At 64.3% G+C, this 18,673-nt stretch carries 15 protein-coding genes; 13 read left to right on the forward strand and 2 right to left on the reverse strand.

The window, feature by feature from the left end; genetic code table 11:
• Positions 1 to 37: 37 nt before the first annotated feature.
• From FJW10_RS05720 to FJW10_RS05730, 3 genes are all read left to right on the forward strand, one after another.
• Positions 38 to 1,024: an ABC transporter permease gene (locus FJW10_RS05720; RefSeq protein WP_140705151.1), complete on the forward strand. Its 987-nt coding sequence runs from the start codon at positions 38 to 40 to the stop codon at positions 1,022 to 1,024.
• 3 nt (positions 1,025 to 1,027) lie between these two features.
• Complete coding sequence (locus tag FJW10_RS05725) at positions 1,028 to 1,822, forward strand: ATP-binding cassette domain-containing protein (protein ID WP_140835261.1); 795 nt, start codon at positions 1,028 to 1,030, stop codon at positions 1,820 to 1,822.
• Positions 1,823 to 1,943: 121 nt separating this feature from the next.
• Positions 1,944 to 2,966 (forward strand): LacI family DNA-binding transcriptional regulator, encoded by a 1,023-nt coding sequence (locus FJW10_RS05730; RefSeq protein ID WP_140645099.1) that lies wholly within the window; start codon positions 1,944 to 1,946, stop codon positions 2,964 to 2,966.
• Between the two features lie 409 nt (positions 2,967 to 3,375).
• On the opposite strand, the gene FJW10_RS05735 is transcribed toward FJW10_RS05730, so the two are convergent.
• On the reverse strand, positions 3,376 to 3,957 hold the full coding sequence (locus tag FJW10_RS05735; protein WP_140899044.1) for a TetR/AcrR family transcriptional regulator: 582 nt from the start codon (positions 3,955 to 3,957) through the stop codon (positions 3,376 to 3,378).
• A gap of 251 nt (positions 3,958 to 4,208) precedes the next feature.
• Between FJW10_RS05735 and FJW10_RS05740 the strand changes: the two genes are divergently transcribed.
• The 4 genes from FJW10_RS05740 (at position 4,209) to FJW10_RS05755 (ending at position 9,357) form a co-directional block, all read left to right on the forward strand.
• Entirely contained in the window at positions 4,209 to 4,448 is a 240-nt protein-coding gene (locus tag FJW10_RS05740; RefSeq protein WP_140835419.1) for a hypothetical protein, read from the forward strand.
• The gene (locus FJW10_RS05745) at positions 4,442 to 7,639 is read left to right on the forward strand and encodes a multidrug efflux RND transporter permease subunit (RefSeq protein ID WP_140899046.1); all 3,198 of its coding nucleotides are present in this window, start codon (positions 4,442 to 4,444) and stop codon (positions 7,637 to 7,639) included. The genes FJW10_RS05740 and FJW10_RS05745 overlap by 7 nt, the downstream gene beginning before the upstream one ends.
• Before the next feature lie 15 nt (positions 7,640 to 7,654).
• A complete protein-coding gene (locus FJW10_RS05750) occupies positions 7,655 to 8,803 on the forward strand; it encodes an efflux RND transporter periplasmic adaptor subunit (protein WP_140899048.1) in 1,149 nt (382 codons plus the stop codon).
• 185 nt (positions 8,804 to 8,988) lie between these two features.
• On the forward strand, positions 8,989 to 9,357 hold the full coding sequence (locus FJW10_RS05755) for a hypothetical protein (protein WP_140899050.1): 369 nt from the start codon (positions 8,989 to 8,991) through the stop codon (positions 9,355 to 9,357).
• Between the two features lie 38 nt (positions 9,358 to 9,395).
• On the opposite strand, the gene FJW10_RS05760 is transcribed toward FJW10_RS05755, so the two are convergent.
• Positions 9,396 to 10,298, reverse strand: coding sequence for a LysR substrate-binding domain-containing protein (locus FJW10_RS05760; RefSeq protein WP_140899052.1), 903 nt, complete (start codon positions 10,296 to 10,298; stop codon positions 9,396 to 9,398).
• A 99-nt stretch (positions 10,299 to 10,397) separates the two neighbouring features.
• Here FJW10_RS05760 and FJW10_RS05765 point away from each other — a divergent pair, with 99 nt between their 5' ends.
• The 6 genes from FJW10_RS05765 to FJW10_RS05790 all read left to right on the forward strand — a co-directional run bounded on the left by FJW10_RS05765 (position 10,398) and on the right by FJW10_RS05790 (position 18,666).
• The gene (locus FJW10_RS05765) at positions 10,398 to 11,189 is read left to right on the forward strand and encodes a 2OG-Fe(II) oxygenase (RefSeq protein ID WP_246674123.1); all 792 of its coding nucleotides are present in this window, start codon (positions 10,398 to 10,400) and stop codon (positions 11,187 to 11,189) included.
• A 97-nt stretch (positions 11,190 to 11,286) separates the two neighbouring features.
• The gene (locus FJW10_RS05770; protein ID WP_140899053.1) at positions 11,287 to 11,976 is read left to right on the forward strand and encodes a GntR family transcriptional regulator; all 690 of its coding nucleotides are present in this window, start codon (positions 11,287 to 11,289) and stop codon (positions 11,974 to 11,976) included.
• Positions 11,977 to 12,002: 26 nt separating this feature from the next.
• Complete coding sequence (locus FJW10_RS05775) at positions 12,003 to 13,106, forward strand: mandelate racemase/muconate lactonizing enzyme family protein (protein WP_140899055.1); 1,104 nt, start codon at positions 12,003 to 12,005, stop codon at positions 13,104 to 13,106.
• Position 13,107: 1 nt separating this feature from the next.
• Positions 13,108 to 14,292: a mandelate racemase/muconate lactonizing enzyme family protein gene (locus FJW10_RS05780; protein ID WP_140899057.1), complete on the forward strand. Its 1,185-nt coding sequence runs from the start codon at positions 13,108 to 13,110 to the stop codon at positions 14,290 to 14,292.
• A 237-nt stretch (positions 14,293 to 14,529) separates the two neighbouring features.
• Positions 14,530 to 16,191 carry an ABC transporter substrate-binding protein gene (locus tag FJW10_RS05785; protein WP_140899059.1) on the forward strand — a complete coding sequence of 554 codons (1,662 nt, stop codon included), beginning with the start codon at positions 14,530 to 14,532 and terminating at the stop codon, positions 16,189 to 16,191.
• 120 nt (positions 16,192 to 16,311) lie between these two features.
• A complete protein-coding gene (locus FJW10_RS05790; protein ID WP_140899061.1) occupies positions 16,312 to 18,666 on the forward strand; it encodes a molybdopterin guanine dinucleotide-containing S/N-oxide reductase in 2,355 nt (784 codons plus the stop codon).
• Positions 18,667 to 18,673: the final 7 nt, after the last annotated feature.

Below are 18,673 nucleotides of genomic sequence, written 5' to 3' on the forward strand. Positions count from 1 at the left end.
CGTCCCATCGGACGGCCGCGCTTACGTCGCGGGTTCAATGGAAAACCATTCCTTCGTCCAACGCCTTGTCGCGCGGCCGGAATTCGGTCCGCTGGTGCTGCTCGTCGTCGAGCTCGTCGTCTTCTGGGGCATCAATCCCGACTTCCTGTCGCCGCAGAACATTTCGAACATCCTGGCCTTCACAGTCGAGCTCGGCCTGATCGCGCTGGCAATGACCTTGCTAATGACATCCGGAGAATTCGACCTCTCGGTCGGCTCGCTGTTCGGCTTCTCGCCGGTGCTGATGTGGACGCTCTTCAACAGCGGCGTCACTTCGCTGGAGATGGGCCTGCTGATCGCGCTGATCGTGGCTGCCCTGGTCGGGCTGGTGAATGGCTGGTTTGTCACCCAGCTCAAGATCCCGTCCTTCCTCGTGACGCTCGGAATGCTGCTGGTCGTGCGCGGCACCGCTTTGTTCATCACCGACGGTTTCCCGCAGCGCACCTGGAGCGCGGAAGGCAGCTGGCTGGCGAACATCCTGGTCGGCGACTTCTATGTCGGCCCGTTCCGAATCTATGCCTCGCTGTTCTGGTTCATCGGCGCCGCGATCGTGCTCGGCTATGTGCTGACGCAGAGCCGCACCGGCAACTGGATCCAGGCCGCCGGCGGCAATCCGAACGCGGCCCGCGCGCGCGGCGTCAACGTCAACCGCGTCAAGGTCGGCCTGTTCATCCTGTCGGCGGTGATGGCCTCGCTTGCCGGCGTCATCTCGTCGCTGCGCACGTCCGCCGCCAACCCCAATAGCGGCACCGGCTACGAGCTCGAGGTCATCGCCATGGTGGTGATCGGCGGCACGGCGCTGACCGGCGGGCGCGGCACCATCATCGGCACGGTGCTCGGCATCCTGATCCTGCGTGTCATGCGCAACGGCATCGTGCTGATCGGCGTGCCGGGGCTCGCCTACAACATCTTCATCGGCGCGATCATCCTCGGCATGATGGCGCTGCACTCCTGGCTCGAACGCCGGCACCAGGCAGGGACCTGAACCATGGCCGAACCGCTCATCCGCATGGAAAACATCCGCAAGTCCTACGGGCGCGTGCAGGCGCTGGTGGACGCCAATTTCCACGTCAACGAAAAGGAGATCGTCGGCCTGCTCGGCGACAACGGCGCGGGCAAGTCGACGCTGATCAAGGTGCTGTCGGGCGCCGTGCCGCTGACCAGCGGCGACATCTTCATCCGCGGCAAGAAGGTCACGCTGCGCAGCACCAGCGACGCCATCGCCCACGGCATCGAGACGATCTACCAGGACTCGGCTCTCGTCACGCAGTTGTCGATCGCGCGCAACCTGTTCCTCGGGCGCGAGCCGATCAGGGCGCCGCGCTTCCTGAACCGCATGGACCAGGACGCAATGAACGCGGTGGCGCGCGACCTGCTCAGGCAGGTCGGCATCACCAAGAATATCCCGCCGACGACACCGATCGGCTCGCTGTCGGGCGGCGAGCGGCAGGCCGTCGCGATCGCGCGCGCCATGCATTTCGACAGCGATCTCATCATCCTCGACGAACCGACCAACAATCTCGGCGTCGCCGAGACGCAAGGAGTGCTGAGCTTCGTGCGCAGCGCCCGCGATTCAGGGCACTCCTGCATCTTCATCGCGCACAACATCCATCACGTCTTCCAGGTGGTCGACCGTATCGTGGTGATGCGCCGGGGCAAGGTGGTGGCCGACGACATCGATCCGAAAAAGACAACGGTCGCCGAGGTCGAGCGCGTCATCACCGGCATGTCGGACAAGGAGATACGGGACGCGATTTCCGACGGCCCGCAGCAGCATGGCTGACGGTCTTCCGTCGATTTGGCCCGGCGTCGATTTGGCCCGACGTCGATTTGGCCCGGCGTCGGTTTGGCCTGACGTTGAATTGTCCTGACAGGGGCTCGCTTCCCATCCTATGACTGGACTCATGAAAGCCACGGTAGCCGACATCGCCAGAAGCTGCGGCCTGTCGACCGCGACCGTCGACAGGGTGCTCAACAACCGGCCGGGGGCAAGCGCTGCCAACCGGCAGCGGGTGATGGAGGCGGCCAAGCAGCTCGGCTATCTGCCGACGCTCGATCAGGTGGTTTTGCCGTCGAAGCCGGCGCACCTGGAATTCTTCCTGCCGATTGGGTCCAATGGCTTCATGGCCGATCTTGCGCATCACATCGAGGATTATGCGGCACGCCTGCCGCTGGTCGCCTCCTGCCGCATCCACAACCTTGCCGGTATTTCGCCGGGCGCGCTGCAAGGCGCGGTGGAGAATCTGTCGCTCAAGGCCAACGGTGTCGGCGTCATCGCCGTCGACCACCCGCGCACGCGCAACATCCTGCGCGAGCTGGTCGATGCCGGGATCAGGCTGGTCACGCTGATCTCGGATGTGCCGGCGGCACCGCGCTCGGCCTATGTCGGCATCGACAACCGGGTGGCGGGCCGCACCGCGGCGCTACTGATGGGCCGCTTCCTCGGCGGCCGTACAGGACATCTGGCGATGGTGGTCGGCTCGCGCTCCTATCGCGGCCACGAGGAGCGCGAGATGGGTTTTCGTTCGGTGCTGAGCGAAGAGTTTCCCAACCTCACGGTCTCAAGCGCCGCCGAGAGCAATGACGACCCGGACGCCAGCTACCGCGCGACCATCAAGGCGCTGCACAACGAACCGGACCTGCTCGGCATCTATTGCGTCGGCGCCGGACGGTCAGGCGTGGCCAAGGCCTTGCTCGAGGTCAAGCCGCGCAAGAAGCCGGTCTTCATCTGCCACGACCTGACCAAGGAAACACGCCGCTATCTCGTCGACGATCTCGCCGACGTCGTGATCGACCAGAATGCGCGGCTGATCGCCGAGCAGTCGGTGATCCGCCTGCTCGGCTCCATCGCGTCGTCGGCGCCGTATCTGACGAAAAAGTTTATCGAGCCGCGGCTGATCTTCAAGGAAAACGTGCCGGTGCAATAAACCGGCAGGTGGGCGCGCGAAGGCGTGCTTAGCATTTGTCTGACGATTGATCCCGCAATTCTGCACAGCAGCTATGCAGGTTTCGCAATTGCCGAATCGTTAGGCATCCCGTACTTCTCTGGGTGTCGGCCGTCTCCTCCTCCCAGATGTGATGCCGACGCTGAGTACGGTACACCTCCTCCCGTGCCGTATTCGAAATCGAAGCCCGCTGCCACCTCCTCCCGGCAGCGGGCTTTTTCTTTGCCCGCAATGACGCGGAACGCCCCTCACCCGGATTGCCAAATCGAATTGCAAAGGCAATCGGGCAATCCGACCTCTCCCGAGGGGAGAGGAGCCGCCGGCGCCGACGCTACCTCTTCTCCCGCGAGGAGAAAGTGGCCGCGAAGCGGCCGGATGTGGGAAGTCCCGTTCAGCGCGCCCGGAACGAGGCGATCAGGCTTTCGGCCATGCGCACGAACTGCGCGCTCGGGCCTTCGGCGCCGACGCTCTGCATCGAGACGCGCGCGCCTTCGAGCAGCAGCGACAGCGTGTCGGCGAGCAGCTCGGCCTGGCCGATGCCGGCATCGCGGCAAAGCGCCACTAGCTTCTCGCGCTGGGCTTCCTTCAGTTCCTTGATGACGCGCCGTGCCGGATGATCGGTCTCGGTAAGCTCGACGGCGGCATTGGCCATGTCGCAGCCGCGGCTGTCGGCGCTCAGCAGTTCCGAAGCCTTGCGGACCCAGGCATGAAGCTGGGCGAGCTTGTCGCCGGGATGCTGCGCCTCGAACTCGTCCCATATCCTTGAAGCCTTCGCCGCCGTGGCGCGCAGGCACTCGATGATCAGCTCGTCCTTCGACTCGAAGTGACGGTAAAGCGTCATCTTGTTCGTGCCGGCAGCCTCGGTGATGGCGTCGACGCCAACACCCTTGATGCCGTGCTTGTGGAACATGTCCTGCGCCGTCTCCAGGATTCGATCCCGGGGGCGGGAACGCTCCGCGACGCCGTCAGTCATCATGATCTCCTTTCGTCGTTTCCAAAAAAACCGTCGTCACCTCTTGACTAGGGTGTTACCGGTCTGTAACTTCCAGCATGTTACTTACTGGTAACACCTATATCGCTCGCCGTCAAACGACAAGGCCTCCGATAGCCCTGCCAGAGTGAGATAGGACGCAAAACCTGCCTGTCATGCGGCTTCGGCCGGTGAAGAACGAGAAAAAAGCGGTCCGTGATCAATCGATGCGGGCCGAGCAAGGAGCCGCTCCTATGCAAAAGCGCAAAGACCTGACGATCGACGAAGCCATCCGGGATCCGATGATCCGGCTGGTGATGAAGGCGGACGGGATCGACCCAAAAGCCTTCGAACGGATGCTGCGCTCGCGCGCAGCGGAACAGGCGCCGGGTGACGATGTCCCGCCTTCCTTCCTGGCGGATTCCGGTTCCGGCCGGGCCCGGCGCCTGCGCCATTTCGCAAAACCGTTCGGCGAGGCGTCCGCATCATGGTGAACTTCTTCATCCACCGCCCGATCTTCGCGTCGGCGATCGCCATCATCATGGTGCTCGCCGGTGCGATCGCGTATTTCCTGTTGCCGGTCTCGCAGTTCCCCGACATCACCCCTCCGCAAGTCGTGGTCAGCGCCCATTATCCGGGCGCCAGCGCGCAGGTCGTGGCCGATACGGTCACCACGCCGCTCGAGCAGCAGATCAACGGCGTGCAGGGCATGACCTACATGTCGTCGACGAGTTCGAATGACGGCTCCTCGACCATCACCATCACCTTCGACGTCGGCTACCCGCTGAGCACGGCGGCCGTCGACGTGCAGAATCGTGTCTCGCAAGCGGCATCCTCCCTGCCGGCCATCGTCAACCAGGGCGGCGTGACGATCAAGAAGCAAAACCCCAATTTCGTGCTGATTGTCGACCTCACCTCGCCGGACGGCTCGGTCGATCCGGTGGCGCTGAGCAACCTCGCCTATCTGCAGGTGGTCGATCCGCTGAAGCGCCTGCCCGGCGTCGGCGACGTGCAGATCTTCGGCGAGCGCCGCTATTCGATGCGCGTCTGGCTCGACCCGGACAAGCTTGCCAATCTCGGCATCACCGCCGTCGACGTGCAGAACGCGATCGCCGAGCAGAACGTGCAGGTGGCGGCCGGCAAGATCGGCCAGTCGCCGGCGCCCGCCGGCACCGCCTTCGAGATGCAGGTCAACGCGGTGGGCCGCCTCAGCGACCCGAAGGAATTCGGCGACATCGTCGTGCGCGCCAATTCGCAGAACGGCTCGCTGGTGCGCCTGCGCGACGTTGCCCGCATCGAGCTCGGCGCGCTGCAATATTCGTCATCCGCCTTCTTCGGCAAGGACCCGACCGTGGTTTTGGCCGTCTACCAGATGCCGGGCTCCAACGCCCTCGACCTGCAGCAGCGGGTCAAGGACAAGATGCAGGAGCTGTCGCAGCGTTTTCCCAAGGGCGTCCACTACGCCATGCATTACGACACGACGCGCTTCGTGTCGGCCTCGATGCATGACGTGTTGATCACGCTCGGCGAAGCGCTGGTGCTGGTCGTGGCGGTGGTATTCGTCTTCCTACAGAGCTGGCGCACCACCATCATCCCGACCATCGCCATTCCCGTCTCGCTGATCGCGACATTGGCGATCATGTATATGCTGGGCTTCTCGCTCAACATGCTCTCGCTGCTCGGCATGGTGCTGGCGATCGGTCTTGTCGTCGACGATGCGATCGTCGTGGTCGAGAATGTCGAGCGACAGCTGGAGGCCGGGCTGAAGCCGCTTGCCGCGACGCGCGCGGCGATGGCCGAGGTGACCGGCCCGATCATCGCCACGACGGCGGTGCTCATGGCGGTATTCGTTCCCGTCGCCTTCATCCCCGGCGTCTCCGGCCGGCTCTACAATCAGTTCGCGTTGACAGTCGCGATCTCCGTCGGCATTTCCGCCTTCAACTCGCTGACGCTGTCGCCTGCGCTGAGCGCCGCCTTCCTGCGCCATCGCGGCGAGACCCAGTTCGTGCTGTTCCGCTGGTTCAACGCCGGCTTCGACTGGCTGTCGCATGCCTATGCGCATGGCGTGCGCATCCTGATCAAGCTGCGCTGGGCGATGCTCGTCCTGTTCGCGGCCGGCCTGGTCGCCACCTATTTCGTCTGGCAGAAACTGCCCTCGACCTTCCTGCCCGTCGAAGACCAGGGCTATTTCTTCGTCGTCATCCAGCTGCCGGACGGCGCTTCGCTCGAACGCACGGATGCGGTGGCGCAGAAGGCGCGCGACATCCTGCAGAACACGCCCGGCGTCGACATCGTCGGCTCGATCAGCGGCCTGAACTTCCTCACCAGCGCCGCACAGTCGAACTCCGCGGTGGAATTCGCCATCCTGAAACCCTGGGACGAACGCGGACCCGACCAGAGTGCGTCGAAACTCGTCGAACAGGTGCGTGGCAAGCTGCTGCAGATGCCGGATGCGTTCGCGCTGTCCTTCGACCCACCCTCGATCCCCGGCATAGGCACCACCGGCGGCTTCGAGTTCCAGGTGGAGGATCTCTCCGGGCGCGGCAGTGCGGCGCTGAACGACGTCACGCAGGCGCTGATCGCAGAAGCGCGCAAGCAGCCGGAGCTCAATCCGCAACAGCTGTTCTCGTCCTTCTCGACCTCGACGCCGCAGTTCAACTACGACCTCGACCGCAGCAAGGCGAAGCTGCTCGGCCTCAACTTGCCGGACGTGTTCAACACGCTGCAGATCTATCTCGGCTCGCTCTACGTCAACGACTTCAACCTGTTCGGCCGCACCTTCCGTGTGACCATCCAGGCCGACAAGGACGCGCGCGCCGACGCCACCGACATCTCGCGGCTCTATGTGCGCAATGCGTCGGGCGGCATGGTGCCGCTAAGCACGCTGGGCAGACTGGTGCCGATCGTCGGTCCGGAGACCGTGCCGCACTACAACAACAATGCGTCCGCCCTGATCAATGGCGGCGCCGCCCCCGGCTTCTCGTCCGGGCAGGCGGTGGCGGCCATGGAGCGGGCGGCGGCGAACGTGCTGCCGCGTGACTTCGGTTACGAGTGGACCGGCATCACCTATCAGGAGCTCAAGGCCGGGTCGATCGCTTCGGTGGTGTTCGGGCTGGCGATCGTCTTCGTCTTCCTGATCCTGGCGGCGCAGTATGAAAGCTGGGCGATGCCTTTCATGGTGCTGCTCGCCGTGCCGCTCGCCCTGTTCGGCGCCTTCGCGGTGCTGATGCTGCGCGGCATGCAGATCGACGTCTACTCGCAGATCGGCTTCGTCATGCTGATCGGCCTGGCGGCCAAGAACGCGATCCTGATCGTCGAGTTCGCCAGACGCCGGCGCGAGGAAGGGCTCACCATCGTCGAAGCGGCGATGGAAGCCGCGAGGCTTCGCCTGCGGCCGATCCTGATGACGGCCTTCGCCTTCATCCTCGGCGTGCTGCCGCTGATGTTCGCGACAGGCGCCGGTGCGGCAAGCCGTCAGTCGATCGGCACCACCGTCTTCGGCGGCATGGTGGCGGCGACGATACTGTCGCTGGTCTTCGTGCCGGTCTTCTACGCGGTGATCGAGCAGCTGCGCGAACGCAGCGAAAAGGAAACGGCCAAGGGCCACCACGACGCCCCTCGGCCAGAAGAAATTGAACCGATCGCCGAGCCGGCGCTTCAGCCGCTGGCCCAGGCGGCTGAATAAGGATTGGAGATCAAAATGCGTAGATGGAAAATCGCTTTGGGGACGGCCGTCGCGTTGGGCGCGATCTCGGTGGCAAGTGTCCACCTGCTCGACATGGGCAATCTCAGCGGAGGCACGGCGGGCGCCGCGCCCGCGCCGGCAGCTTTCGTCATGCCGGTGCCGGTGGTGAATGTCGTGAAAAGGACGCTGCCGATCTATCTCGACTACGCCGCGCGGGTCGAGTCGATCCGCAGCATCACGCTGCAGGCGCGCGTGCCGGGCTATCTGCAGGAGCAGACCGCGGCCGACGGCGGCGACGTCAAGCAGGGCGACATGCTCTACCGCATCGCGCCCGATGACTATCAGGCCGCGCTGGACCAGGCGAAGGCACAAGTGCAGCGCGATACCGCGACGCTCGACTATGCGAAATCCAATCTCGGCCGCGGCACCGATCTTGCCAAGGCCGGTTACCTCGACAAGGACAGTTTCGACCAGCGCACAAGCAATCTGCGCACGGCGCAAGCCGCCCTTGCCGTCGACCAGGCGGCGGTGCGCACAGCCGAGCTCAATCTCGGCTATGCCGAGATCAAGGCGCCGTTCTCGGGACGCATCGGCCGCAACCAGGCTTCGGTCGGCACGCTGGTCAGCGTCGCCGGCACGGTGCTCAACACGCTGGTGCAGCTCGACCCGATCTATGTGACCTTCAATCCGAGCGAGAGCGACCTCGTCCAGATCGAGCAGGCGAAGGCCGCCGGTCCGATCGCCGTCGACGTGCTCCTGCCTGGCGAGACCCAGCCGAGCCAGAAGGGCGAGCTCACCTTCATCGACAACACGATCGACCACTCGACCGGCACGATCACGGCGCGCGCCACGATCGGCAACGCCAAGTTCACGCTGCTGCCGGGACAGTATGTGCGGGTGCGCCTGCATGTGAAGGAACAGCCCAACACGCTGATGGTGCCGCAGGTGGCGCTGGGTTCCAGCCAACTCGGCAAGTACCTCTATGTCATCGGCAAGGGCAACACCGTCGACCAGAAGCTGGTGTCGCTTGGGCCCACCGATGGCGACCTGATTTCCGTGACCTCCGGAATCTCCGAGTCCGATCAGGTGATCACGGGCAATCTGCAGAAAATCGGACCCGGAATGCCGGTCTCTCCCTTGCCGCAACCGAAACCGGCCAGCTGATAACCCCCATCAGTTTCCGGTCCGACGGCGCCCTCGACACCCACGTCGAGGGCGCCGTTTTTGTTGAGTGGCAGTGAGTTCGCAATACCCAGCCTGGCAATAGCACCACTAGCTTGCGCGGTATTCATAGCGATAGGATCGTCGGGACAATACGTCAGCACAGGCACCGTGGCGGAAGACATCTCATGACAGTAAACACCATGGCTTTGTACATCGATTGCACCGGCCTAACTGTCTATATGACACGCGATGCTTTGCAAAAGTTGGCCGCTGAGTTGTCAAGGATAAGCGAGGCGCCACCTCAAGAATTTTTTGAGATACATGTGCGCAGCGCATTTTCGCACTTCGATGAGAATGACAATCATTCGAGCCCTGCGTTTAAGTCTCGTAACGGCTTGGCTGCCTTGATTGAAGCAATGCATGCCGCTGTCATCAAAGACGCAATCCAAAGAGGCGAAGAATCGGCTGATGCCCTGCCGTCTCCCTTCGAGCTGACTTTCATGCATGTCAGTCCAGAAGTAGTCGAGAAAGTAGCAACACAGCCTGATGACTAGGCGGTTGCCGATCGAAGCACACCGGCAAAGGCGGGAGGTTACGGTGATGTTTTGCCAAGCAGTTGGACTAGTCCCGCAACATCCGCGCGCTCGGCCTTGGCCGGCAGCATAAAGGCGCAATAAGGCTGGCCCAGGCGGACGGACACTGAAGACAGGGCGATCAATCGGCCCGCCTCAAGATCGGCATTCGCCATCATTCTTTGTCCCAGGGCTATCCCCAGCCCCAGCCGCGCGGCGCCGATCGCCAGGCTGGACAGACCGACGCGGCGGCCATGGGACGGGTCCGGCGCGCGGCTGCCGCCGGCGGCCGTGAACCAGTCCGCCCAACTCGGGTGCGAGGCATAGTTCGGTCCCCAATTGGTGTGGATGAAGTGGCTCTCGTGCACGTCCGCCAAGCTGGCGGCCCCGTTGCCGTGACGCTGCCAGAACTCGGGCGACGCGACCGGCAGGACCTCGTCATGAACGAGCCGGACCATTTTCAGCGCCGGATAGTGATAATCGCCATAGGAGATGCGCAGGTCGATGTTCTGGCGCACCACGTCGACGGGATCGTCCTCGACCCGCACATCGATCGGCATCCGCGGAAAACTGCCGAGCAGCACGCCAAGCCTCGGCGCCAGCCATAGCTCGGCAAGCGAGAACGGCACGCTCACCACGAGGCGCGTGCGCAAACCGCCTTCCAGCATGCGCCGGCCCACCGCCGCGATCTCGCCCAACGCATGCGCCGTCTGCGGATAGATGGCGTGGCCGGCATCGGTCAGCGCGATACGATTGCCGTTGCGCATAAAGAGCTGCTTGCCGAACCAGTCTTCCAGGTTGCGGATCTGCTGGCTGACCGCGGCCGACGAGACGCCGAGCTCGCTTGCTGCGAGCGTGAAGCTGCCGGCGCGGGCGGCGACCTCGAAAGTCCTCATCGCATTCAATGGCGGAAGCTTGTCCACGTTTCCCTCGAAAGTTTTTCTTGAGAAAGCCTAACAATTTTCCGCGTTGCGGCAAAGATTTCCTTACCGTGTAGTAGGCCTCAGATTTCGGAGGACGCTATGATCGAAAACATTCTCGACCTGGACCGCTACCCGCTGAATCGCGAAGGCAGCGCCGAATGGCAGCGGCTGGTGGACGAGTCCAAGGCCGCGCTGGCGGCTAACGGCATGTTCAACCTGGAAGGTTTTCTGCGCCCGGGCATTGCCGAAAAGGCGGTCGCAGAGATCCGGCCGGTGATGGATACGCACTCGCATGTCCACAAGCGCATGCACAATATCTATTTCAAGCCGTCGATCCCGGAGCTTTCGCCGGACCATCCGGCGCTGCGCAAGGTCGAGACGATCAGCCATACGGTCTGCGCCGACCAGATCCCGGGCAGCACCGTCCTTTCAATCTACGAATACGCGCCGCTGGCGCGGTTCCTGGCGGCAACGATGGACAAGCCGCAGTTGCATGTCATGCAGGATCCTCTGGCCCGCGCCAACGTCATGGGCTACCGCGCCGGCGAAGCGCTCAACTGGCATTTCGACCGCTCGGAATTCACCACGACGTTGTTGCTGCAAGCCCCGGAGGTCGGCGGCGACTTCGAATACCGCACCGACCTGCGCTCGGACGACAACCCGAACTATGACGGCGTGGCCAAGCTGCTCGAGGGACGCGATCCCGATGCCAAGATCCTGCGCATCAATGCCGGCACGCTCAACGTCTTCCGCGGCAAGAACACCGCGCACCGCGTGACCACCGTCGAGGGCGATCGCGAGCGCATGATCGCGGTGTTTTCCTACTACGAACGTCCTGGCGTCATGTTCACCGAAGAGGAGCGGATCGGCTTCTACGGGCGAGCGGCTTGATGCTGCCGGTTCAAAATCCGGAATTCGTGGAAATCGGCTCTTGTTAGATTGTCGACAATCTGCTTGTCTTGCAGAAATTCCTCGCGGGAGTCGACACATGGCAAAGCCGGATTTCAGTCCGATCGCGGATACGACGCGCAGGGCGGAGATCGTCGCCCTGCTGAGGCGCGCCATCCTGACCGGTCAGCTGGAACCGGGACAAAAGCTCAACGAGCTCAGGATTTCCGAACAGATGCGGGTGAGCCGCGCGCCGTTGCGCGAGGCGATGCGCGAGCTGGTGCAGGAGGGCATCCTGACCAGCATCCCCTATGCCGGAACCTTCGTCATCGAGGTCACCGCCAAGGATATCGTCGACGCCTATTCCCTGAACCAGGTGCTGGACGAGTTCGCCATCGAGAAGACCTGGCCGCAGCGCGACCAGCGCTTCTTCGACGAGCTCGACCGCCGCCATGAAGCGGTGAAGCAGGCGACGCGGGCGAAGGACACCACGCGCCAGATCGAGACGGCGCTGCAACTGCACGGGCTGATCTACGAATGGGCCGACAATTCGGTGCTGCTGGAGACCTGGCAGCGGCTGACCAGCCGGCTGCGGATGTATTTCGCCCTGCACCAGCGCGCCCGCAACGAGCCGGTGCCGGCCGAGGATGTGCACGAAACCTATGTCGCCCTGCTCAAGGGCTCGGACATGCGCGCCGCCCAGCGCCATGCGCGCGAGCATATCGGCCTCGATTTCGAGGAACTTCTTGCCTATGCGCGCGGCCTCGAAAAGCGCGCATCGAAGAACTGAAAGACGTGCGGACAACGGATACGAACGTGAAAATCAAGAGCATCAAAGCCTATCATGTCGTCCAGCCCTTCGTGGACGGTCCCTACCGCATGTCCAAGGGGCGGGTCGCCGACTGCTTCGACGCGGTGATCGTCGCCATCACATCGGACAGCGGCGTGACCGGATGGGGCGAGATGGCGCCGCTCGGCAATTTCTATTCGGCCGCGTTTCCGGCGGGAACACGCGCGGGCGTGCCGGAGATCGCGCCGCATCTGATCGGCCAGGATCCGCGCGGGTTTGCCGGCATCGGCCGGCTGATGGACACGGTGTTCAAGGGCCATCCCTACATCAAGTCCGCGCTGGACATGGCGTGCTGGGATCTCTCCGCCCGCGCGGCCGCCGTGCCGCTGGTGACGATGCTCGGCGGGCGCGAGAGCGACATGGCGGAGACCTACCGGGTCGTCACCCACGGCACGCTCGACCAGATGGCGACTTTGGCCAAGCGGATCATCGCCGAAGGGTGTCGGCGCCTGCAGGTCAAGGTCGGCGGCAATGTGCGCGACGACATCGAGCGAGTGAGCGCGGTCGCCTCGGCGGTGCCGAAAGGCACAGTGATCTTCTGCGACGCCAATGCCGGCTGGACGCCCTACCAGGCGCGGCAGTTCGCCGACGCGACCTGCGGCATCGATTACACGTTCGAGCAGCCCTGCACGACCATCGAGGAGAACATGTCGGTGCGCCGCATGCTCGACAAGCCGATGGTGCTTGACGAATCCGTCACTTCGCTGGGCGAGATGCTGGAGATCCACCGCAGGGGTGCTGCCGACGGCTTGACGCTGAAGATTTCGCGCTTGGGCGGCGTGACGCAGACAAGGCTGATCCGCGACGTCGCCGTCGATCTCGGCTTCATGATCACGGTCGAGGATACGGGCGGCGCCGAGATCGACACCGCGGCCATGGCGCATCTGTCGCTGTCGACGCCGCAAGAGCGCCGGCTGCACGCCATCGCATTTCACGAATGGGTGACGGTGCGCACGGCCACCAACGCACCGCCGGTGACCGGCAGCCATATGGGCATTCCCGACGGCCCCGGCCTTGGCATCGACGTGGACCCGGGCCTGCTCGGCAAACCCTTCTTCGAGATCGGCTGAAATGAAGATCAGGGGCGTCAAGGCAACACCGATCAATTACAGGCTGGAGGCCCCTTATGTCTGGGTCTTCGGCGAGCTCGACGGCTTCTCGCCGACCATCGTCGAGGTCGAGACAGAGGACGGGCTTGTCGGCATCGGCGAGGCGCCGACGCCAGGCGCGGCCGCCATCATCAACGACGTGCTGGCGCCGAGGCTTGCCGGGCGCGACGCCTTCGACATCGCCGGAGCGGAGGAAGTCTGCCTGCCCTTCTGGAGCGGCGTGCAGTCGATCAACGACCGCACCCGCATCATGGCTTTCGGCGCCATCGAGATGGCGCTGTGGGACCTGCGCGGCAAAGCATGGAAGCAGCCGCTCTACCAGCTGCTCGGCGGCGCGGTGCGCAAGGAAATTCCCTTCACCGACTATTTCTCTCTGCGCGGCGACGGAGCCACGGTCAAAGGCGAGAGGACGCCGGAAGAAGTCGCCGACTACTGCGTCGAACTCAACGAGCGCCACGGCACGACCTTCTTCGAGGGCAAGTTCTCGACGCACGATCCGAAAGTTTCGCTGAAGATGGTCGAGCTCATCCGCAAGAAGCTTGGCGACGATGCGATGATCCGCATCGATTCCAACCAGGCCTATTCGCTGGCGACCGCCAGGCAATTGGCGCGGCCGCTGGAAGAGCTCGGCGTGCGCAACTGGGAGGATCCGGTGGCGACCATCGAGGAGATGCGCGAGCTTCGCCGCCACACCTCGATCCCGTTTTCGACCCACAACATCGACATTGCCCGCGCCATGGAGCTGAAGGTTCCGGACGCCTTCGTCGGCAACCCGACGGCGCATGGCGGCATCAACCGGATGCTGCGCTTCGTCGGCGCCTGCGAGCACACCGGCATCGATTACTGGTGCTACAGCGGCGACACCGGCATCGGCAGCGCCTGCTACCTGCATCTGTGCGCCGCACTCGGCTGGATCAGGGAGCCCAACCAGTCGCTGTTTCGCATGCAGCCGATGGACATCATCGAGGAAGGCCCGTTCGCGCCGAAAAACAACGTCGTACGGGTGCCTGAAGGCCACGGCCTCGGGGTCACCCTGTCGCGGGAAAGGCTTGCCGCCTGCCATCGCGACTTCGTCGAAAACGGCCCCTGCAACAAATATCACGACCCGGAAAAGCCCGGGACCTACCGCAGATTGCCGCTGAATTAGGAGGATGTCGAAAAGCAAACAGGACTTATCGGGAATAAGGCGACCATGGGCCGCCTGGCCGACAGACAATCCATCAAGAAAATCTGACTTTTCCGTCCCAAGGAGCGGATGGACCGGTCGGAACCGCATGCTACTGTACATCGACCGATACTGAGCGCCTGGACCGGAGAACTCCACGGAACTCGTCTACCGGAATGCACCCGCCAACCACAACAACTGGGGAAAGGGCTTAGACCCATGAGCAAGAACTATCGCATTCTCGATCTCATCCGGCGCAGCCGGACGCCACTCGAAAACCACCTCATCGACGGCCTGATCGACGGCCGTATCAGCCGTCGCGAATTCGTGCGCCACGGCAGCCTGCTCGGCCTGTCGCTGCCGCTGCTCGGCCGCATCGGCATGGCCGCCGGCTTCGGTGCAGCACCCTCGCTCGCTCGCGCCGGCGCGCCCGGCGCCACCATCCGCGTCGGCAGCAGCGTGCCGGCAGCGGCGATCGACCCGGTCACCATCGCCGACGCCGGTGGCCTGCTCGTCATGCAACAGGTCGCGGAATTCCTCTGCGTCGACGGTCCGGACCTCGTTCTGAAGCCGGCGCTGGCGGAAAGCTGGTCGCCGAACACCGACGGCACAGTGTGGACCTTCAAGCTGCGCAAGGGCGTGAAATTCCACTCGGGCGGCGAGATGAAGGCCGACGACGTGGTGGCCAGCATCGACCGGCTCGCCGATCCGGCAAACTCGTCCAACGCACTGTCGGTATTCACCGGCATCCTGCAGAAGGGCGCCTCGAAGAAGGTCGATGACTACACCGTCGAATTCCACCTCGATGCGCCGAACGGCAACTTCCCCTACATGCTGTCCTCCGACAACTACAACGCCGTCATCATCCCGGCGAGCTACAAGGGCGGCTACGAACAGAGCTTCGACGGCACCGGGCCGTTCAAGCTCGAAAAATACACGCCCAAGGTCGGCGCCTCCTTCGTGCGCAACGACGATTACTGGGGCGAAAAGGCTCTGCCGGACCGCACCGAATTCACCTTCTTCACCGACATCCAGCCGCAGATCCTGGCGCTGCAGGGCGGCCAGATCGACATCATCAACCAGATGCCGGTGCTGGCGGGCGTCGCCGTGCTCAACGACCCCAATGTCGACATCGTCAGCCTGAAGTCGTCCGCGCATCAGCAGCTGCATATGCATTGCGACGAAGGCCCGACGAAAGATGCCCGCGTGCGCCGCGCCATCGCGCTCTGCCTCGACCGCGAGAAACTCGCCGCCGGCCTGATGAAGGGACGCTCGGCGCTCGGCAACGACAGCCCGTTCGCCGCCGTCTACCCCTCGACCGACACCAGCGTGCCGCAGCGCAAGCAGGATATCGCCCAGGCCAAGCAGCTGATGGAAGCGGCCGGCGTCGGCCAGGGCTTCAAGATGACGCTCACCACCGAGCGCTATCTGGAGATCCCGGAATACGCCCAGCTCATCCAGAACTGGGTCAAGGAAATCGGCATCGAGCTCGAGCTCAATATCCTCGAACAGAGCGCCTATTATGGCGATGCCGTGTTCGGCAAATCGAACTGGCTGGATTCGGCGATGGGCATCACCGACTACGGCCACCGCGGCGTGCCCAACGTCTATCTGGCGGCGCCTTTGAAGAGCGACGGCACCTGGAATGCCGCCCACTTCAAGAACAAGGACTACGACCAGATGGCGGCGAGCTATATCGCGGCCCTCGACCTCGAAGCGCAGAAGGCCACGGCCAGCAAGATCCAGAAGCTGCTGCTCGAGGAAACGCCGGTCATCTTCGGCTATTTCTACGACTACCTGACGGCGACGGCGAAGGGCGTGGCGGGCGTGCAGCCCACCGCCATGTCGCAGCTGTTTCTCGAGAAGGCGTCGAAAGGCTGAGCATGAGGCAAGCATAGATCCCGCACCGCCAGCCTCGAAGGGGGCTGGCGATTCGCGGCCGGTCGGAGCATGGCGACAAGGCGCCCTGCCCTCAACCGTCGCGGCGGGACGATGCATCCCATGGGAACCGCAACCCTGCTCACCACCATGCATTGGGGGACGTACGAGGTCCGCGCCGAGAACGGCCGGCTCGTCGGCGTCGAGCCGTGGAGCGGCGATCCCGACCCGTCGCCGATCGGCCGGTCGCTGCTCGGCACAGTGCAAGGCGAGCTGCGCGTCGCCCGCCCGGCCATCAGGCGCGGCTGGCTGGAGGGAGACAGGTCCAGCCCGGCAAGCAGGCGCGGCGACGAGCCCTTCGTCGAAGTGTCCTGGGAGATCGCGCTGGATATCGTGGCGGCTGAACTGGAGCGCGTTCGCTCGACGCATGGCAACAGCGCGATCTATGCGGGCTCGTATGGATGGGCGAGCGCCGGGCGCTTCCACCATGCGCAGGGCCAGGTCCATCGCTTCCTCAACACGATCGGCGGCTACACCGGCTCGGTGCTGAGCTATTCCTATGGCGCGGCCGAGATCATCCTGCCGCATGTGCTGGGCAGCACCGATGCGCTGACCGGCAACCACACCACCTGGGACGGGATCGAACGGCACGCCAAGCTTATTGTCGCCTTCGGCGGGCTGCCATGGCGCAACGCGCAGGTGCAAGGCGGCGGCTCGGCGCGGCACGAGGCGTCGGCGGCTTTGCGCAACGCCGTCGCCAATGGCGCACGGTTGATCAATGTCTCGCCGGTGCGCGACGACGCGCCGCGTGGCGTCGACACCGAATGGTTGCCGCTCAAGCCGAACAGCGACACCGCCGTGATGCTGGCGCTCTGCCATGTGCTGATCAGCAAGGGCCTTCACGACGAGGCGTTCCTCACACGCTATTGCACTGGCTTCGACATCGTGCGCGCCTATCTCATGGGCGACAGCGACGGCCAGCCGAAGGATCCGGAATGGGCGGCGAAACTCAGCGGTGTCGACGCGGCAACGATCGATGCACTGGCCGAGGAGATGGCCGCCAAGCGCACCATGCTGATGGTCAGCTGGTCGCTGCAGCGCGCCGACCATGGCGAGCAGCCCTACTGGGCGGCGATCACGCTGGCCGCGTTGCTCGGCCAGATCGGGCTGCCGGGCGGCGGCATCGGCTTCGGCTATTCCTCGACCAACGGCGCCGGCAGGCCGGAGATGGGATTCCGCTGGCCTTCGGTGCCGCAGGGCAGGAACGCGGTGGCGCATTTCATCCCTGTCGCGCGCGTGGCCGATATGCTGCTCAATCCAGGCGGATCGTTCGACTTCAACGGCGCTGCGCTGACCTATCCCGACATCAGGCTCGTCTACTGGGCCGGCGGCAATCCGTTCCATCACCACCAGGATCTCAACCGTCTGGTCGAGGCCTGGCAGCGGCCTGAAACGGTGATCGTCAACGAGCAATTCTGGACGGCGACGGCGCGTCACGCCGACATTGTGCTGCCGGTGACGACAGCGCTGGAGCGCAACGACCTCGGCTTCTCGAACCGTGAAAACCTGATCGTCGCCATGAAGCAGGCGATCGAGCCGTTCGAAGAGGCGCGCGACGATTTTGCCATCTTCGCCGAGCTGGCAGTGCGGCTCGGCACGAGCGATGCCTTCACCGAAGGGCGCGGCGCCGACGAATGGATCCGGCATCTCTACGGCCAGGCGGTGGAGAATGCCGGCGCGGCCGGCGTGGAGATGCCGCCGTTCGACCGGTTCTGGCAAGACGGCCATGCCGAGCTTGCGCGCTCGGTGACGTCGCAGACCTTCCTTGGCGCCTTCCGGACCGATCCGGAGCGGCATCCCTTGGCGACGCCGTCCGGGCGAATCGAGTTGTTCTCTGCAACGGTCGAGTCGTTCGGCTATTACGACTGCCCCGGCCACGCCGTATGGCGCGAGCCGCGGGAGTGGCTGGGCAATGCCGGCCTGGCGGAGAATTTTCCGCTGCATCTGTTGTCGCCGCAGCCGGCCGACAAGCTGCACAGCCAGTACGACCATGGGTCGGTCAGCCGGGCGGCCAAGGTCGCGGGCCGCGCGCCGCTGCTGATCAATCGCGAGGACGCGACGGCGCGCGGCATCGTGGACGGCGCGGCGGTCAAGGTTTTCAATGATCGCGGATCATGCCTCGCCGGCGCCGTCCTGACCGACAGCCTGATCCCCGGCGTCGTGCAGCTGCCGACCGGCGCCTGGTTCGACCCGGCCCGGCCGGGCGAGCCGGAGGGCCTCGAAAAGCACGGCAATCCGAATGTGCTGACGCCCGATCGCGGCACGTCGCGGCTTGCGCAGTCGCCGACCTGCAATTCGACGCTGGTTCAGGTGTCCCGGTTTACGGGGCCTGTTCCGCCCGTGACAGCCTTCGATCCGCCTGCCACTATGAGCTTGTCCGATGCGTCCGGCTTGGCTGGGCGCAAAGGTCCTTCGTAAGGAGACG

It is taken from the genome of Mesorhizobium sp. B4-1-1 (genome assembly GCF_006439375.1).
In the GTDB taxonomy this organism is placed as follows: Bacteria; Pseudomonadota; Alphaproteobacteria; order Rhizobiales; family Rhizobiaceae; genus Mesorhizobium.

What these genes read in the sequence shown, in the direction of transcription:
- FJW10_RS05730 (WP_140645099.1), top strand. Translation starts at nt 1,944, where the DNA reads ATGAAAGCCACGGTAGCCGACATCGCCAGAAGCTGCGGCCTGTCGACC.
- FJW10_RS05770 (WP_140899053.1), top strand. Translation starts at nt 11,287, where the DNA reads ATGGCAAAGCCGGATTTCAGTCCGATCGCGGATACGACGCGCAGGGCG.
- FJW10_RS05735 (WP_140899044.1), bottom strand. Translation starts at nt 3,957, where the DNA reads ATGACTGACGGCGTCGCGGAGCGTTCCCGCCCCCGGGATCGAATCCTG.
- FJW10_RS05780 (WP_140899057.1), top strand. Translation starts at nt 13,108, where the DNA reads ATGAAGATCAGGGGCGTCAAGGCAACACCGATCAATTACAGGCTGGAG.
- FJW10_RS05750 (WP_140899048.1), top strand. Translation starts at nt 7,655, where the DNA reads ATGCGTAGATGGAAAATCGCTTTGGGGACGGCCGTCGCGTTGGGCGCG.
- FJW10_RS05785 (WP_140899059.1), top strand. Translation starts at nt 14,530, where the DNA reads ATGAGCAAGAACTATCGCATTCTCGATCTCATCCGGCGCAGCCGGACG.
- FJW10_RS05755 (WP_140899050.1), top strand. Translation starts at nt 8,989, where the DNA reads ATGACAGTAAACACCATGGCTTTGTACATCGATTGCACCGGCCTAACT.
- FJW10_RS05740 (WP_140835419.1), top strand. Translation starts at nt 4,209, where the DNA reads ATGCAAAAGCGCAAAGACCTGACGATCGACGAAGCCATCCGGGATCCG.
- FJW10_RS05745 (WP_140899046.1), top strand. Translation starts at nt 4,442, where the DNA reads ATGGTGAACTTCTTCATCCACCGCCCGATCTTCGCGTCGGCGATCGCC.
- FJW10_RS05790 (WP_140899061.1), top strand. Translation starts at nt 16,312, where the DNA reads ATGGGAACCGCAACCCTGCTCACCACCATGCATTGGGGGACGTACGAG.
- FJW10_RS05765 (WP_246674123.1), top strand. Translation starts at nt 10,398, where the DNA reads ATGATCGAAAACATTCTCGACCTGGACCGCTACCCGCTGAATCGCGAA.
- FJW10_RS05725 (WP_140835261.1), top strand. Translation starts at nt 1,028, where the DNA reads ATGGCCGAACCGCTCATCCGCATGGAAAACATCCGCAAGTCCTACGGG.
- FJW10_RS05720 (WP_140705151.1), top strand. Translation starts at nt 38, where the DNA reads ATGGAAAACCATTCCTTCGTCCAACGCCTTGTCGCGCGGCCGGAATTC.